Source organism: Streptomyces sp. WM6386 (assembly GCF_000972385.1).
Classification (GTDB): Bacteria; Actinomycetota; Actinomycetes; order Streptomycetales; family Streptomycetaceae; genus Streptomyces.
Map to the genome: position 1 here is coordinate 41,975 of NZ_JXTE01000045.1, position 16,439 is coordinate 58,413.

13 protein-coding genes and 1 pseudogene are annotated in these 16,439 nt (G+C 69.9%); 4 read left to right on the top strand and 10 right to left on the bottom strand.

Going from position 1 to position 16,439, the window contains the following annotated elements; all coding sequences use genetic code 11:
* Positions 1-38: 38 nt before the first annotated feature.
* Complete coding sequence (locus TN53_RS25665; protein ID WP_052745307.1) at positions 39-1,841, bottom strand: hydroxysqualene dehydroxylase; 1,803 nt, start codon at positions 1,839-1,841, stop codon at positions 39-41.
* An 83-nt stretch (positions 1,842-1,924) separates the two neighbouring features.
* Here TN53_RS25665 and def point away from each other — a divergent pair, with 83 nt between their 5' ends.
* Positions 1,925-2,551 carry a peptide deformylase gene (gene def, locus TN53_RS25670; protein ID WP_046261009.1) on the top strand — a complete coding sequence of 209 codons (627 nt, stop codon included), beginning with the start codon at positions 1,925-1,927 and terminating at the stop codon, positions 2,549-2,551.
* A 1-nt stretch (position 2,552) separates the two neighbouring features.
* Here def and TN53_RS25675 read toward each other — a convergent pair whose 3' ends face one another.
* Positions 2,553-3,851 (bottom strand): geranylgeranyl reductase family protein, encoded by a 1,299-nt coding sequence (locus tag TN53_RS25675; protein ID WP_046261010.1) that lies wholly within the window; start codon positions 3,849-3,851, stop codon positions 2,553-2,555.
* Positions 3,852-3,948: 97 nt separating this feature from the next.
* On the opposite strand from TN53_RS25675, the pseudogene TN53_RS25680 reads away from it, so the two are divergent.
* Positions 3,949-4,131, top strand: a pseudogene (locus tag TN53_RS25680) (GNAT family N-acetyltransferase); the annotation flags it as partial.
* A 138-nt stretch (positions 4,132-4,269) separates the two neighbouring features.
* Positions 4,270-4,584 (top strand): PASTA domain-containing protein, encoded by a 315-nt coding sequence (locus TN53_RS25685; protein WP_095046724.1) that lies wholly within the window; start codon positions 4,270-4,272, stop codon positions 4,582-4,584.
* A 4-nt stretch (positions 4,585-4,588) separates the two neighbouring features.
* On the opposite strand, the gene TN53_RS25690 is transcribed toward TN53_RS25685, so the two are convergent.
* Genes TN53_RS25690 through TN53_RS25705 form a run of 4 tightly spaced genes read right to left on the bottom strand, consistent with a single transcriptional unit; the run spans position 4,589 to position 9,299 of the window.
* Positions 4,589-5,284 carry a demethylmenaquinone methyltransferase gene (locus TN53_RS25690; RefSeq protein ID WP_046261011.1) on the bottom strand — a complete coding sequence of 232 codons (696 nt, stop codon included), beginning with the start codon at positions 5,282-5,284 and terminating at the stop codon, positions 4,589-4,591.
* Between the two features lie 46 nt (positions 5,285-5,330).
* Complete coding sequence (locus TN53_RS25695) at positions 5,331-6,623, bottom strand: acyltransferase family protein (protein ID WP_052745309.1); 1,293 nt, start codon at positions 6,621-6,623, stop codon at positions 5,331-5,333.
* Positions 6,620-8,890: a bifunctional polysaccharide deacetylase/glycosyltransferase family 2 protein gene (locus TN53_RS25700; protein ID WP_046261012.1), complete on the bottom strand. Its 2,271-nt coding sequence runs from the start codon at positions 8,888-8,890 to the stop codon at positions 6,620-6,622. Before TN53_RS25700 ends, TN53_RS25695 begins: the two co-directional genes overlap by 4 nt.
* Before the next feature lie 19 nt (positions 8,891-8,909).
* Positions 8,910-9,299 (bottom strand): hypothetical protein, encoded by a 390-nt coding sequence (locus tag TN53_RS25705; RefSeq protein ID WP_046261013.1) that lies wholly within the window; start codon positions 9,297-9,299, stop codon positions 8,910-8,912.
* Positions 9,300-9,605: 306 nt separating this feature from the next.
* On the opposite strand from TN53_RS25705, the gene TN53_RS25710 reads away from it, so the two are divergent.
* A complete protein-coding gene (locus TN53_RS25710; protein WP_046261014.1) occupies positions 9,606-10,568 on the top strand; it encodes a chitinase in 963 nt (320 codons plus the stop codon).
* Positions 10,569-10,659: 91 nt separating this feature from the next.
* Here TN53_RS25710 and TN53_RS25715 read toward each other — a convergent pair whose 3' ends face one another.
* The 4 genes from TN53_RS25715 to TN53_RS25730 all read right to left on the bottom strand — a co-directional run bounded on the left by TN53_RS25715 (position 10,660) and on the right by TN53_RS25730 (position 16,129).
* Positions 10,660-11,109 carry an imidazolonepropionase-like domain-containing protein gene (locus tag TN53_RS25715; protein ID WP_046261015.1) on the bottom strand — a complete coding sequence of 150 codons (450 nt, stop codon included), beginning with the start codon at positions 11,107-11,109 and terminating at the stop codon, positions 10,660-10,662.
* Positions 11,110-11,116: 7 nt separating this feature from the next.
* Positions 11,117-12,316 carry a cyclic dehypoxanthinyl futalosine synthase gene (gene mqnC, locus TN53_RS25720; RefSeq protein ID WP_046261016.1) on the bottom strand — a complete coding sequence of 400 codons (1,200 nt, stop codon included), beginning with the start codon at positions 12,314-12,316 and terminating at the stop codon, positions 11,117-11,119.
* A 91-nt stretch (positions 12,317-12,407) separates the two neighbouring features.
* On the bottom strand, positions 12,408-13,139 hold the full coding sequence (locus TN53_RS25725; RefSeq protein WP_046261036.1) for a prepilin peptidase: 732 nt from the start codon (positions 13,137-13,139) through the stop codon (positions 12,408-12,410).
* Entirely contained in the window at positions 13,136-16,129 is a 2,994-nt protein-coding gene (locus TN53_RS25730) for a BTAD domain-containing putative transcriptional regulator (RefSeq protein ID WP_095046725.1), read from the bottom strand. The genes TN53_RS25725 and TN53_RS25730 overlap by 4 nt, the downstream gene beginning before the upstream one ends.
* Between the last annotated feature and the right edge of the window lie 310 nt (positions 16,130-16,439).

Genomic DNA, 16,439 nt, shown 5'->3' on the forward strand with positions numbered 1-16,439 from the left:
TCGGGGGCAGCGGCCCTTCCGCCCTTTGCGGAGCCCGCCTAGCCGAGGTCGAAGGTGTTGGGCAGCCCCAGCCGGTGGCGCACCTCGTCGATCCGTTTCAGCGGCTCCATCTCCGGGGGCCGGTACAGCTCCTGGATCTCACATCGCTCGGCGTCCGAATTGTCCGCGTCCAGCAGTGCGTTGACGGCCAGTCGCGCGGACTCGTTGGCGCCCTCCATGGTCGCCAGGTCGACGTCGGTGCGGACGTAGTCGCCCGCGAGGAAGAAGTTCGGCACCTCTGTGCGGGCCGTGGGGCGGTTGTAGAGCGTGCCCGTGGGGTGGATGAGGAGTTGCTCGCGGTTCCGCGGCTCAGGGCCGCCCAGGCCCGTCACAGCCGGGTCCATGAACCAGCCGAGCCGGTCGTCGTCCACGAGGGTCGTCTTGCCGGCGTCGTTGAGGCCGTCCTTCAACTGGGCCCAGAGTTCGGCGACGACCTCGTCCCGCGTGCACTCCTTGGCCGTCTTGCCGTACAGGATGCCGGGTTTGTCCCACTCGGAGATGATCGCCGAGAGACAGTCGCGGGCCTGTCCGTCGCCGTAGTCGCGCGGGAAGTCCCGTCCGGGCCAGAACTGCGCCTGGCCGACGGCCGTCACCGACCAGGGTGAGTCGAGGCAGTTGATGTGGCCGTGGACGACCGGCTTGGGCGTGCGGAGATAGAACATCACGCCGGTCATCCAGTCGGTCCGCAGCGCGTCGCACCGGGAGAGCTGCGGATCCGCCGCGCGCAGGGCCGAGCCCCACGTCACGCGCGCGTGCTCGACGGGCAGCGCGCAGACGTAGTGGTCGGCGGTGACGGTACGATCCTCGCCGCCGTCGCGGGCCGAGACACGGACGCCGGTCACCCGGCCGCCGGCGTACAGGACGTCGTGAACCTGCGTGCCGAGGACGAACTCCACGCCGAGGGAGCGCAGATGCCGCTCCCAGGGGTCGATCCAGGCCTCGCTGGTGGGGGCGTTGAGGACGCGGTCGATGTCGGCGTCGCCGTCCATGCCGCGGCCGAGGAGGCCCCACAGGAGCAGCGCCTCGATGATGACGCGGCCGACGGTGCGGGTGGAGGCGACCTCCGCGCGGGTGGCGACCAGATTGCGGGTCTGCCCGATGCCGAGCAGCGTCTGGTACTCGGCGCTCATCTCCTGCGCGCGGATGAAGTCCCACCACGCGACCTTCTCCCACTGGTCCTCGCGGCGGGCGTCACAGCTGGTGAGGTGGACCAGGAGGCGGTCGGCGAAGTAGGCGGCCTCGTGGGCGGGGAGGCGGGTGCCGAGATCCAGGGCGGAGAGGATCTGGTCACGGATCCAGGACGGGGTGAGGTCGCCGGGGGCGGGCGGGGTGGTGGCCCGGCGCAGTGGGAAGTGCAGGTCGGGACGGCCGCCCGCGCGGGCGAAGAGGGCCTCCGTACCGCTGACGAGGTTGTCGTGGACGCCGTTCGCGTTGCCGGCGAAGGGGATGCGGCGCATCGTGTCCGGCAGGTTCCGGTAGAAGCCGGGGAAGAAGCGGAAGCCGTGCTCGGCGGGGAGGTCCGCGCGGCCGCCGGCCGCCGTGCCGGGGAAGGGCATCGAGCGGGCCTTGCCGCCGAGGGCGTCGTAGTACTCGTAGACGGTGACGGCGTAGCCACGTTCGGCGAGTTCGTGCGCGGCGCTGAGGCCGGAGACACCGCCGCCGAGGACGGCCACCCGCCTGCCGGAAGCCGCCTCCGCGCTCCCGGCGGGCCATAACGCCAGCGCGCCGGCCACTCCCCCCGTACCGGCCAGGAAGCGTCTGCGGGTGTGGCCGTCGGTCTGCTCCATGTGTTCTGTTGTCATGGGCAACGGAGGGTAGGGAGGGGCCCCGGAGACCGGAACCCCGATGACCCACCGCCCACAGCATCCACACAACGAGGAGAAACATGCCCAGCGTGTTCGTTCAAGGCAGGCCGACCGACTCCTACCCCCGCCTCGCGCCCGAGGCCCGGCGCGGACAGGTACGGCGCATCACCGAGGTCGGCGAAGGGGTCCTGCACAAGCCGTGCCGGGACGTGACCGAGTTCGGGCCCGATCTCGCCGCGCTCATCGCCGACATGTTCCTGACGATGTACATCGCGGACGGGGCAGGGCTCGCGGCGAACCAGGTCGGGGTGGATCTGCGGCTGTTCGTGTACGACTGCCCGGACGACGACGGGGCCCGGCACGTCGGGCACATCGTCAACCCGGTGCTGGAGCAGCTCGATCCCACCGGACGCAGGCTCCTCGACGACCACGAGGGCTGCCTCTCCGTGCCGGGCGCCGTGATGGACGTACCGCGTCCGGACCGGGCAGTCGTGCGCGGGCTCGACAAGGACGGTGAGCCGATCACGATCGAGGGAAGCGGCTACTTCGCACGCTGCCTCGCCCATGAGACCGACCATGTCGACGGACACGTCTACCTGGACCGGCTCTCCCAGCGCGAACGCAAGGACGCGCTACGGCAGGTGGCGGACCGGCGCGAGGAGGTCCTCGCACGCCGGGCCGCCAACATCGAGGCGCTCAGCGGCTGATTCAGGCCTTCGGCGCGACCTTGCTCAGCCCGTTGATGATGCGGTCCATCGCGTCGCCGCCCGTCGGGTCGGTGAGGTTGGCCAGCATCTTCAGGGTGAACTTCATGAGCAGGGGGTGGGTGAGGCCGCGCTGGGCCGCGATCTTCATGACCTTCGGGTTGCCGATGAGCTTCACGAAGGCGCGGCCCAGCGTGTAGTAGCCGCCGTAGGTGTCCTTGAGGACCTGCGGGTAGCGCTGGAGCGCGATCTCCCGCTGGGCCGGCGTCGCCCGGGCGTGGGCCTGGACGATGACGTCGGCGGCGATGTTGCCGGACTCCATGGCGTAGGCGATGCCCTCGCCGTTGAAGGGGTTCACCATGCCGCCGGCATCGCCGACCAGGAGCAGGCCCTTGGTGTAGTGGGGCTGGCGGTTGAAGGCCATCGGCAGGGCGGCGCCGCGGATCGGGCCCGTCATGTTCTCCGGCGTGTAGCCCCACTCCTCCGGCATCGACGCGCACCAGGCTTTGAGCACCTCGCGCCAGTCGAGCTCCTTGAAGGAGTCGGAGGTGTTGAGCACACCGAGGCCGACGTTCGAGGTGCCGTCGCCCATGCCGAAGATCCAGCCGTAGCCCGGCAGCAGCCGGGGCTCGGGCCCCCGGCGGTCCCACAGCTCCAGCCAGGACTCCAGGTAGTCGTCCTCGTGGCGCGGCGACTCGAAGTACGTGCGGACGGCCACGCCCATCGGACGGTCCTCGCGGCGGTGCAGGCCCATCGCCAGGGACAACCGGGTGGAGTTGCCGTCGGCCGCGACCACGAGCGGCGCGTGGAAGGTGACCTCCCGCTTCTCGCCCGTGTCGCCGAGCTTGGCGTGCACGCCGGTGATGCGACCGGTGCGGTCGTCGATGATCGGGGCGCCCACGTTGCAGCGCTCATAGAGCCGTGCGCCCGCCTTCTGCGCCTGGCGGGCGAGTTGCTCGTCGAAGTCGTCGCGCTTGCGGACGAGGCCGTAGTCCGGGAAGGACGCGAGATCCGGCCAGTCCAACTGGAGGCGGACGCCGCCGCCGATGATGCGCAGGCCCTTGTTGCGCAGCCAGCCCGCTTCCTCGGAGATGTCGATACCCATGGCCACCAGCTGTTTGGTGGCTCGCGGGGTGAGGCCGTCGCCGCAGACCTTCTCGCGCGGGAACGCCGTCTTCTCCAGGAGAAGCACGTCGAGTCCGGCCTTGGCGAGGTAGTACGCGGTCGTGGAGCCGGCCGGCCCCGCGCCGACGACGATGACATCGGCGGTGTTTTCGGAGAGGGGCTCAGTCACGACGGTCACGGCGGGATCTCCCCAAGTTCGCAATGTGCGTGCCGACCGGCACTGGACATGGGCAGTCTATTCAGCACGATTGATCACCCGGCTGAAGGGCTGCCCCGTGAACCGAGCTCTCCCTGTAGTAAGGCTGCGCGTCCCCACCGACGAGGACGCCGTCGCCTGGCAGGTCATCGCGGGGGGCTGGGGGGGGTACCCCCCGAGAAAGCACAGCACCGGCGCCCAGCCATGGCCGCAGGACTGGGGACCCAAGGGTGAGATCGAGATCGGCTGGCGGCTCGGGCGCGCGCGCCTCGATCTGTGACGCAGAGTGATAATCGGCTACAGAAAAATACTCAGCGCTTCCGGGTAGCGCCCCAGTGCGGTTACTCTGCCCATACCGCTGGGGGTGACATCTGTGCGAATAACACCCAAAACGCCCGAAGTGCGCGTCCCTCGTCTGGTCGGTCTGATGGCCGTCGACGCGCGCGAGACGGCCAGGGCACAGGGCCTGTTCATCAATGCGCCGGACCGCCAGGACTTCCACCTCGCCGTCGTCGACTACGTCGTACGCCAGTACCCGCAGCCCGGCGCCGAGGTGCCGCGGGAGTCGATGGTCTACGTGTGGTTCGACTTCGGTCCTGGTGAAGGCGGCGGAGGCATGCGCGAGCCGCGCGTGCCGAACCCGTCGGGCGGCGGGCTCCAGCGCGAGCTGGACGAACCCGGCGACCCCTGCACGGTCGGGATCGGCCCGCCCTGAACGCTCAGCCCGCCTTGAACCCTCGGTGCAGGGCCACGACCCCGCCCGTCAGATTCCGCCACGCCACCTTCGACCAGCCGGCCTTCTGCAGGCGCTCGGCCAGCGCGGGCTGGTCGGGCCAGGCGCGGATGGACTCGGCGAGGTAGACGTAGGCGTCGGGGCTGGAGGACACCGCGCGGGCCACCGGCGGCAGGGCGCGCATCAGGTACTCGGTGTAGACCGTGCGGAAGGGCGCCCAGGTCGGGTGCGAGAACTCGCAGATCACGACCCGGCCGCCGGGCTTGGTCACCCGGTACATCTCCCGCAGCCCGGCGTCGAAGTCCTGCACGTTGCGCAGCCCGAAGGAGATCGTGACCGCGTCGAAGGTGTCGTCCTTGAAGGGCAGCTTCGTCGCGTCGCCCGCCGTCAGCGGCAGCCACGGGTGGTTCTTCTTGCCGACCTTGAGCATGCCCAGCGAGAAGTCGCAGGGGACGACGTAGGCGCCGGTCCGCGCGAAGGGCAGGGACGAGGTGGCCGTGCCGGCGGCCAGGTCCAGGATCTTCTGCGCGGGCCGGGCGTCGACCGCCTTGGCGACCTCCTTGCGCCACGCCCGGTCCTGGCCGAGCGACAGCACGTCGTTCGTCAGGTCGTACCGTTCCGCCACGTCGTCGAACATCGAGGCGACTTCGTGCGGCTGCTTGTTCAGGGAAGCGCGGGTCACGGGCCCATTCTTGCAGCCGCCCCCGAGGAAACGGCCCAGGCCCCGCTCACGGCAGCAGCTTCGGCTTCTTCCGCGCCGCCACGTCCTCCACCCAGCCGCAGGCCAGCACGAACACCGCGATCAGCACCCACCCGATCCCGAACATGAACCACTGGCTCTCCAGCGGCAGGTACTTCTCGAAGGCCGGCACGTTCCAGAACTGGTCGATCAGCGGTACGGCGAGGATCAAGGCGATCTCATGCCAGAGGTAGATCGTCACCGCGCGCGCGTTGAAGACCGTCACGACCCGGTCGAGCCGCTCGAAGCGGGTGAGCCACGCGAAGTCGATCGCGAAGTACGCCTTGGCCCACATCAGCAGCATCACGAACCCGGCCGACCAGAAGGCCTGCGCGAGCGGGATCTCGTCGAGGTCGTAGGTGCCGACCTCGCCCTGGTGGGAGAAGGCGTACCAGCCGCCGTAGCCGATCGCGGCGAACGACAGGACGACCACGAGCGCCGGTCTCATCCTCCGCAGCGCGCCGTCGCGGTGCGCGAAGCCGAGGATCCAGCAGAAGAGGTACGTCGAGAAGTCCCAGATCTCGTTGCCGAGCCGTCCCTCCGGCCCGGACCACACGAAGTTGAGGACCAGTATCGGCGCGAGGGACAGGAACAGCACCGGGATCGGGGCGAGTCGGAAGACCCGCAGCAGGAGCGGGGACAGCAGCACGAACCAGAGATACGTCCGCAGGTACCAGAGGATCTCCCAGGCCTGTACGCCCCACCGGTTCCCCGGCGGATCACCGAACGGCACGATCCAGTAGACGATCTCCCAGTGCGGCATCCAGCCGTGGACCAGCATCGCGAGGACCACGAAGAAGCCCCAGAACCAGAACGGGGGCAGCAGCCGGCGGAGCCTGCTCTTCACCACCTTCAGCGCGGGCCGCTCCAGCGACTTCGCCATCAGGGTGCCGGCCAGGCCGAACATGATCCCCATGGAGGGGAAGACCATCCCGCACCAGGCCCACCCGAAGGTGTGATAGGTGACGACCCGGATGAGGGCGACGGCCCTGAGAGTGTCGAAGTAGCGGTCGCGGCCGGCGGACTTGGGCAGCGGCTTCTCCTCCGCCGCCTCCTCCGCGGGCTTTTCCCCTACGACCGCTACTTCGGGCTCCGGGTCCGGCTCGACCGGGGGCAGCGGAGCCGTCTCCTCCACGGCCACGGGCTGCCCGTAGTCCACGTACTGCTGCTGCGGATAGGTCTGCTGCGGATACGTCGGCTGTACATAGTGCGGCTGCTCATAACCGCCGTACCCCTGCCCGTTCCCGTATCCGTAGCCGTACCCCTGCTGCTCCCAGCTCATCGGCTCGCCCCCGCCGGCGTCCCGACCTCGCCGGTCCGCTTCAGCTTCTGCCAGCGCAGCCGGCCGCCTGTGAGGGCCGTGATGCAGGAGTGAATGAGGACGAGGTACATCATCTGCCGGTAGGCCAGCTGCTGGAGCGGCATCATCAGCAGGTAGCGGTACTTCTCCTTGTCCAGCCGGAAGGCGTACGCGGCGCAGACCAACTGCACGGCCAGCACCGCGAGCCAGGCCAGCAGCGCCGCCTGGAAGTCGATGAAGATCATCGAGTACGCGGTGAAGACGTCGATCAGCGGCGCGAAGACCGGCGTGACGATCTGGAAGATCACCACCAGCGGCATCCCGACCCGGCCGAAGCGGCCCGAAGGACCCTTGTCGGTCAGGGACCTGCGGTGCTTCCACAGTGCCTGCATGGTGCCGTACGACCAGCGGTAACGCTGCGACCACAGCTGCTTCAGCGAACCCGGTGCCTCCGTCCAGGCCTTGGCGTGCTCCTGGTAGACGACCCGCCGGCCCGCGCGGTGCATGGCGATGGTGATGTCGGTGTCCTCGGCGAGCGTGTCCTCACTCATCCCGCCGACCTCGAGCACCGCCTCGCGGCGGAACGCGCCGATTGCGCCCGGGATCGTCGGCATGCAGCGCAGCAGGTCGTACATACGGCGGTCGAGGTTGAAGCCCATCACGTACTCGATGTGCTGCCAGGCGCCGATGATCGTGTCGCGGTTGCCGACCTTGGCGTTGCCGGCGACCGCGCCGACCTCGGGGTCGGCGAAGGGCTGCACCAGCTGGTGCACGGCGTCCGGCTCGAAGACGGTGTCGCCGTCCATCATGATGACGATGTCGTAACTGGAGTTGCGCACCCCGTTGTTGAGGGCGGCCGGCTTGCCCGCGTTCTCCTGGCGGATGACCCGGACGTTCGTCATGCCCAGCTCGTGGGCGGCATTGCGCGAGATCTCGGAGGTGCCGTCCGTCGAACCGTCGTCGACGACGATGATCTCGATCGGATGGGTGCTCCGCGCCAGCGACCTGAGCGTGTTGGCGATGCACTCCTTCTCGTTGTACGCCGGGACGATCACGCTCACCGGCCGGGTGACCGTCGGCCCCCAGCTGAAGCGGCGTTTGTTGCGCTGTCTGTAGTGGCGGCGGGCGAGGATCAGCATCATCCCGAACCGCCCCATGACGGCGACCCCGACGACCATGAGACCGACCGACAGCGTGGGTACCGCGTACTCGGCGACGGCGACGGCCGCGAGCAGGGCCTTGCCCTCATACAGGGTCGCTCCGCCGGCCTCGCGGTGGGCGGCCTGGAGGTTGCCGACGCCCGTGCCCCCGCCGGGCTGCCCGCCGTTCGCGGCCGCCGGTCCGCCGGCCTGTTGGCCGTTCGCCGACTGCTCCTTCTCGATGACCCCGCTGATGGTGGTGAAGGTGTACCCCTTCGCCTTCATCTTCGCGATGTACTCGGGCAGCGCCTTCATCGTCTGCGAGCGCTCGCCACCGGCGTCGTGGAAGAGCACGGACGCCCCGTCGTCGCCGTCCGGTGTCGCCCACTTGACGATCTTCGAGACGCCCGGCTTCTTCCAGTCGTCGCTGTCGGTGTCGACGAAGACGCTGGTGTAGCCGTCCTCGCCGAGCTTCTCGTAGACGGGCCAGCTGTAGTTGTCGATGGCGTCCGTCTCCGAGGAGTACGGCGCCCGGAACAGCGTGGTGGTGATGCCCGCCGCACCCGCGAGGGCCAACTGGGTCTGCTGCATCTCGCGGTTGACCCGGGCGTCGCTCTGATAGGAGAGGTCGACGTGGGTGAAGGTGTGGATGCCCACCTCGTTGCCCTGCTCGACCATGTCCTTCACGATGCCCGGATAGCGCGAGACCATCGAGCCGACCACGAAGAACGTGGCGGGGACGTCGTACTTCTCCAGGATCTCCAACACCTTTGGCGTGTACGTCGGGTTGGGGCCGTCGTCGAAGGTCAGCGCGATCGTCTTGTCCGGGACGGAGACGCTCCTCGCCGAGCCGCCGCGGAAGCTGACGATCGGGCCGCCGTCGAGGATCTTGTCCGGCACCTTGCTGGAACTGGCCCCGTCGCGGACCCGCTCGTCGCCGCCGACCTCGGCGCGCAGATAGCCGTCGAGCAGCATCACGCTGGTCAGCGCGAGCAGGAGCAGGCCGGCGAGGAGGACGCGCGGCTTCTGGAGCGCCGCGGCCCTGCCCGCCGCCCGCCCGAGGCGCGAGGGGGCGCGGCGGCGGCCGCGGGAGGGAGTCGTCGTACTCATAAGGGTGGCTGCGCTCCGGTCAGTTGGCGGTCGCGGAGGCGGACGGCGTGGGCACGCCCGACGGCAGCGCGGGCGGAGAGCCGCTGGGCCTCACGCTGTTGCCGATGCCGCCCTGTGGCTGGGTGCCGGGTCCGTTGCCGTTCTGGGCGCCCGGACCTCCCTGGCCCTGGCCGCTTCCGAAGGGCAGCAGCGAGGACGGGTTCGAGGTACCGATGCCCATGAAGGCGAGGCCCAGGACGACGGCGTACCCCACACACAGGACACCGACGAGAAGACCGATCCGGCGCAGCAGCTTGGAGCGGCGTCCGGAGTTGTCAACGAACACGGGCCCGTCGGCGGACTCGTTGCCACGGCGTTTGCGGCGGCGACCACGTTCGGCGCGGATTTCGATGGCAGGCTCGGAATGCATTCCCCGAACGCTAGAGAGTCTTTATGTGTCCGAAACTCAGGAATTCATGTGAGGCGCGTATGAGAAACGTCTTAACCTGTGTCTTCTCTGAGAGTTCGCCAGAATGCCTGCGCAACTCCCCGGGAGGGGAAAAGGGTTGGTTGTCCGCTTCGGGCGGCCGGATAGCCCGATTTATCCGCACGAACCCATGTGCTCTCCATCCAAATCCAGTCCTCATGAAGCTCAGTCTCGTGTGAGACATTTCCACTCGCCCAGCACAGTTTGTTCTCATCCTGAGACAGAAATCACGAGAGCGGGTGCACCGGAATGTGGCGTTTCCTGAGGCCGGCGGCGGGCCTGAGTTGCCTGTTTGCCCTGGCCACGGCGGGTTGTTCCGCCGAGGCTTCCGAAGAGACCTCGTCGAGCACGTCGTACGCCCCCTACGTCAGCGCCACGGAAGCCTCCGGCAACGACTCGGCCGGCGCTCCGACGACGTACAACCTGGCCTTCGTGATCGCGGACGGCAGCGACTGCACGCCCACGTGGAACGACTCGCACGCCATCGGCGACTCCTCGGTGGCCTCCCGGATCTCGCAGCTCAAGGAGGACGGCGCGAGTGTGCGGGTCTCCTTCGGCGGGGCCTCGGGCAAGGAGCTTGCGGAGAGTTGCGACAGTGCGACGGCGCTCGCCCAGGCGTACGGCGAGGCCCTCGACGCGGCCGGCTCCACCCAGGCCGACTTCGACATCGAGGGTGACGCGCTGACGGACTCCGCGTCGGTGGAGCTGCGGTCGGAGGCGATCGCGCTGCTGCAGAAGTCGCGCGGCGACCTCACCGTGTCCTTCACGCTGCCCGTGATGCCGTCGGGGCTCGACGACGACAGCATCGCGTTGCTGGAGTCCGCCAACGACAGTGCCGTACAGGTCTCCACGATCAACCTCATGACCATGAACTACGGCGAGTCGTACGACGAGGACATGGGCGACTACGCGATCACCTCGGCGAAGGCCGCGCATACGCAGCTGAGGGAAGTCTTCGGGACGTCGAACGCCGTTGCGTGGCGGGCGATCGCCCTGACGTCGATGATCGGGGTCAACGACGTCGACAACGAGACGTTCACGTTGTCGGACGCGGCTCAGGTGCGTTCCTTCGCCGAGGAGAAGGAGATCGGGTGGGTGTCGATGTGGTCGACGTTCCGGGACCAGCAGTGTGACGACGACGGTGATGAGCTCACCAACTGCAGCGGGGTGAAGCAGAGTTCGGGCGCGTTCGCGGAGGCGTTCGCGGAGTAGTGGGTCGGCTGCGGGCCCGGTGGGGGCTGGTCGCGCCCACGCGGCGGAGCCGCACATCGATACAGCCCCGCGCCCCTTGGGGGCGCTCCGGCTAACGGCGTCTGTGGACCAGCCGGCCCGCGCACACCGTCGCGATGCACTCGCCGCTCTCGTCGAGGACCGCCAGATCCGCCCGGCCCGTGGGGATGATCGCCGTCGGCTGTGTGCGGCGCAGCACGACCACGTCGTTCCGCTCTGCCGCCGCGCGGAGTTCGGGCGTATCGGCGTGCTCCGCGATCACCGCCACCGCTCCCAGCTTCAGCACCGCGTGGATACGCTCGCGCGGGCTCGGAGCCTCCGGGAGCGGGCCCTCGTGAATGCGCCCCGGTCCCAGCACCCCCGGCCACCGCCGCACCCTGGCCCCGGGAAACTGCTCCTGCACCTCCGCCAGCGGCCCCACCGCTGCGACCCGGACGCCCTCGACGGCCACAGCACCGTCTTTGATCGGGTCCGGGTCGTCCCAGGTGCAGCAGACCTCGTCCGCGGCGTGAATCGTCAGCACAGGTACGTCAGTTGGACGCGAGGATCTTCAGCTCGGGATGTGCCGTGCCGCCCTCGATCGCCGTGGAGGAGATGTGGGACATGACGCGCGCGTCGGCGGGGTCGTTCGCCGGGTCGTCGTGGACGACGAGGTGTTCGTAGGTGGTGGCGCGCTGGGCCGGGACGCGACCCGCCGTGCGGATCATGTCGATCATTTCCTGGAGGTTGGAGCGGTGCTTGGCACCGGCCGCCGAGACGACGTTCTCCTCCAGCATGACCGAGCCGAGGTCGTCCGCGCCGTAGTGCAGCGTGAGCTGGCCCGCGTCCTGGCCGGTGGTCAGCCAGGAGCCCTGGATGTGGGCGATGTTGTCCATGAAGAGCCGGGAGATCGCGATCATCCGCAGATACTCGAAGATCGTGGCCTGCGTGCGGCCCTTCAGGTGGTTGTTCATCGGCTGGTAGAGGTACGGGATGAAGGCCCGGAAACCACCGGTGCGGTCCTGTACGTCACGGATCATCCGCAGGTGCTCGATGCGCTCGGCGTTGGTCTCGCCGGTGCCCATCAGCATGGTGGAGGTGGACTCGACGCCCAGGTTGTGCGCGGTCTCCATGATCTCCAGCCAGCGCTCACCGGACTCCTTGAGCGGTGCGATGGCCTTGCGGGGACGCTCGGGGAGCATCTCGGCACCGGCCCCCGCGAAGGAGTCGAGACCGGCCGCGTGGATGCGCTGGATCGCCTCCTCCACGCTCACCTTGGAGATACGAGCCATGTGCTCGACCTCCGAGGCACCCAGCGAGTGGATCACCAGCTGGGGGAAGTCCTTCTTGATGGCGGCGAAGTGCTTCTCGTAGTACTCGACGCCGTAGTCCGGGTGGTGGCCGCCCTGGAACATGATCTGGGTGCCGCCGAGCTCGACGGTCTCCGCGCACCGGCGCAGGATGTCGTCCAGGTCGCGCGTCCAGCCCTTGTCCTTGGCCGTGGGCGGGGCGTAGAAGGCGCAGAACTTGCACGCAGTGACGCACACGTTCGTGTAGTTGATGTTCCGCTCGATGATGTAGGTCGCGATGTGCTCCGTGCCCGCGTACCGACGGCGGCGCACCGCGTCCGCGGCCGAGCCCAGCGCGTGCAGCGGGGCGTCGCGGTAGAGGTCGAGCGCCTCCTCCGGAGTGATCCGCCCACCGGATGCGGCGCGGTCGAGGACGGACTGAAGGTCGGCCTTCTCGGTCACCGGAGCGTCCCTTTCGTCAAGGGTTGTGGACGGAACCATCCGTATTGGACGGACCCGGCCAGCCTACGCCAGCCCATGTACGGCACCGACGTCAGGCCGCGTACGCGCCGATCAGCAGTCCGACGAACGCCCCCATGATCAGGAACGGTCCGAACGGGATCGCTGTTTTGCGCCCCGCCTTCCGCGCGACGACCAGCGCACCGCCGTACAGCGCCCCCAGCAGGAACCCGGCGAAGGTCCCCAGCATGACTGTCGGCCAGCCGTACCAGCCCAGCACCGCCCCCGTCCCGAGCGCGAGCTTCACATCGCCGAAGCCCATGCCGGCGGGGTTGATCAGGAACAGCACGAAGTAGCCGCCGCCGAGCGCGAGGGCGCCCAGGAGTGCTGTCAGCCAGTCCCCGGTGTGCTCGGGCACGAACGACATCGCGCCCAGCAGTGCGAGGGCGGTGCCCGCGAGCGGCAGGGTCAGGACGTCGGGCAGCCGCTGCACCCGCAGGTCGACCACGGCCAGCAGTACGCCGACCGGGGCGAGCAGCAGCCAGACGGCGATCTCGGGCCGGGTGCCGGTCGCGGCGGCGAGGGCGGCGCAGACGAGGGCGGTGACGGTGGAGAGGAGGGCCACGGGAGGGCCGTAGGGCTGTGCTCGCTCTTCGCACCGTTTGCAGCGCGCCCGTCCGATCCACCCGCCGAGGGGATGGCCGCCCGGGCAGGTGGCCTGCCACTCCTCCCCCGACGGGACGGAGAACCGATAGGCGGCCCTCGGCAGGAACGCGCCCGCCGCCGCGCCCCACAGCGCGGCGGCGATCACGAGGGAGGTGGTCATCCCACGGCCGCGACGCCGTTGCGCCACGTCGGCAGGAGTTCGTCGAGCAGTGCCTCGGTGCGCGGCGGCAGGCCGCGGGCCCCGCTGCGGGTGATGAGGTCGGCGGCGAGGGCCTGGAGCCGGTCGGTGTCGCCGGTGGCGTGGGTGGCACGGAGCAGTTCGTGCCAGAGGCGCTCGTCGCCGGGCGCGGAGTTGAGGGCGGCGCCGAGGGCCTCGATGGCCTTCTCCGCGCGGTCCTTCACCAGGTGGAACTCGGACAGCGCGAGGCCGATGTCCGCGACGAGGAGGGGGAGTTGGGCGTCGATGATCTCGTGGGTGAGCCAGCGGTAGCGGCCCTCGGGCCGGTCGGCGAGGAGCGGTCCGCGGACCAGGACGAGCGCGTCGGTGAGCAGCCGGCCGCGCACGGCACGGCTGTCGACGCCGCGGCCCTGCGTGGCCTCGTGGTAGAGGGAGCGCAGGACGTCGAGGTCGGAGACGACGGTCTTGGCGAGCGTGAGCCGGCCGGTGCTGTCGGTCCTGAGGCGCGGCGAGCCGTCGGGGTCGGTGCCGAGCCAGGCCCGGAGCCGGTCGAGGAGGGCCTCGCGTACGTCGTCCGTGACGCCGCGCGGCCAGAGCGCGGAGGACAGCACGCGCGGGTGCACGCCCTCGCGGTGCAGGAGCAGCAGGGCGAGCGCCTCGTGGAGCAGGGCGCTGCGGTCACCGTCGGGGGTGTCGAGGCCGATGATCTCGTACGGCCCGACGAGCCGCGCGTACACCGCCGGCCGTCCCTGCTCGCTGACGTCGACGAGGAACGGGGGTGCGGTGGCCGGCCCCTGCGGTTCGCGCTCCGGGTCGGACTCGACGAACAGTTCGACGACCGCGCGCTGCAGGGGTACGGGCAGGAGCTGGGCGTCGAGTTCGAGGCCGAGCAGCGGTGCGAGCAGCTTGCCCTGGCCGGTGATCTCCATCTCCCAGGCGGCGCCGGGCAGATCGCCGCTCTCGGTGCCCACGAGGTAGCCGATGCCGAGCCGACTGGCGTCCGCGGCGAGTTCGGCGAGCTTGATCGCGTCGTCGGCGGAGGGCTCGGCGGCGAGGAGGACGAGGTGCGGGGCCCAACGGGTGTGCTGGGCGGGTCCGGTACGCCCGGTGAGGACCGAGTCGTGCCCGGCGGCCCCCAGCGCACCGCGCCGCTGCCGGGTCTCGGCCTCCATGGTCTCGACGAGGTCGTCGATCCCTTCGAGGTGCCGCAGCCGGTTGGGCGCGAGGGGCGTGAGGTCCTCGCCGAAGCCGACGAGGGTGATGGTCATGCGGTCCGACCAGCCGTTGGTGGCCAGTTCGGCGGCGACGGAGGCGAAGACGGCGGCACGGTCGGCCTCGCTGCCGCTCAGCGACACGATGCCGGGCACCGACTCCAGGTTGAGCAGCAGCCGGGAGTCGTCCATGGTGCCGAGGCTGACGAGGCCGGGGTAGGGGGCGGCGGCGTCGACGTCCTCGTACTGCTCGGCGTCGGTGCGCGCGAGCATCCAGAACGTCTGGTCCTGGCCGAGCTGCCAGGGGGCCGGCGGGTTTCCGGACGGCTGGGCGAGCTGGAGGTGAAGGTCGCCGTTGTTGCTGAGCCAGGTCGCGTAGACGGTGGGCAGGGGGCGCGACTCGGCGGCGAGGGAGGCGGCGAGCCCGCGCAGGGAGCGGTCCAGCAGTCGTACGCCTTCGGGGTCGGCGCCCACGAGCAGGGCGTCCTGCGCGTCGGCGGCGTCCCCGGTCGGCGTGGGCGGCTCCATGCCGCGCCGGCCGCCGACGGCACCGAAGGCCGACTGCCACAGGGCCTGCCGACGGCGACGCCCGAGGGCGCCGAGGAGACCGGCGGCGAGGAGGGGGGCGCCGACGAGGGCCTGCGGGAGGCCGAAGGCGTCGGAGGCGGCGTTCGTGGAGGTGGCGTGCTGCTGGTGCTGCTCCTGGTGGCCGGTCCGCTGGTCGGGGGCGGGGCGCTGCTCCGGGAGGGAGACCTGGCCGGCGCCGCCGCCCTGCTGTGCTCCACCGCCCTGCTGTGCTCCGCCGCCCTGGGCGTGGTCGCCGCTCCGGCCGTAGTCGTGGATCTGCTGCTGGGCGGCGGAGCCTCCGGACGCCTCGGGCATCTCGACGAGGTCCCCGCCCCGGGCGTCGCCCGGCATCTCCATGATCCAGCCGGGCCGGATGAGGCTGGCCTCGGACAGCTTGGAACCGTCCGGCTGCACCCGGTCCTTGTTGAGGTCGAAGATCTCCTTGTACCGGCGCCCGTCACCGAGGTGCCGTTCGGCGATCTCCCAGAGGGAGTCGTGGTGACGTCCCTCGGGCGGCTGGATCCGGTAGTACTTCGTGTCGTCGGCCTTGGACGCGCTGCCCCCGGCATCCGCGTGCGCTGCGGCGCCGGCGGCCTGCTCGGCGAGGGCCGCGGCAGTGCTCGCGGCCTGCTCCTGCTGCTGGGCGAAGAGACCGCCGCCGGGGGTCTGCTGTGCGGCGGCGACCGTGCCCCGCTGGTTCCCCTCCATGTCGTGCCCGAGCTGGGACAGCCCCGGGGTGAGGCTGGCGGCGGTGGCGCCGACGAGCAGGAGGGCGGCGACGAGCTGCCGGGCGAGGAGCTGGCTGGGGCCGGAGCCGGGAACGCGGCCGGGGACGCCGATGCCGGAGACGGCGGCCTTTATCTCGACGAGCACACAGGCGGTGAACTGGGCCCACGCGAGCCACACGATGACCGTGAGGATGTTCAGGAAGGTGCCGGTGGTGATGGGCTTCTGGAGCCACTCGAGCTCAGGCACCCCATGGGGCAACGGCCACCCGACGGACACGGCCAACGCGCCCGGCACTCCCACGACCAGCACCAGCAGCGCGACGAACGCAAAGAACGCCTTGACGAAGTCCCCGAACGAACGCCGCCGGATCCGCACGGGCTGCGGGGTCCGGTTCCTCGGGGTACTCGGGCTGCCCGTCGAGCTTCCCGTCGAGCTTGACGAGCTGGAAGTGCGGCGTCGCGGCATGGCGGGTGTCCTGGGTGGTGTGTGAAGGGAGTGGGTGTGGGTGTGCTGAGGGGTGTACTGAGCCTACAGAGATCTTATGTACGGAGTCGAAGGTCGGGCAGGGCCCTGTGGACAACCTCTCGGATCACTTCCTCACGACCTGCCGGACATGCCCGAGTTGACGCCCCTTTGACCTCTCACTCGTATCGTCGTTCGCAATTGCCACGCCACACCCTCACGCTCTCTGCACAAGGCTCCGCAGGCAGTTAAAGGCCCCCCACCTGCCCCTGATAGCTTCGTTCCCCGTTGCACACGCCGACCTCCGGGGGAG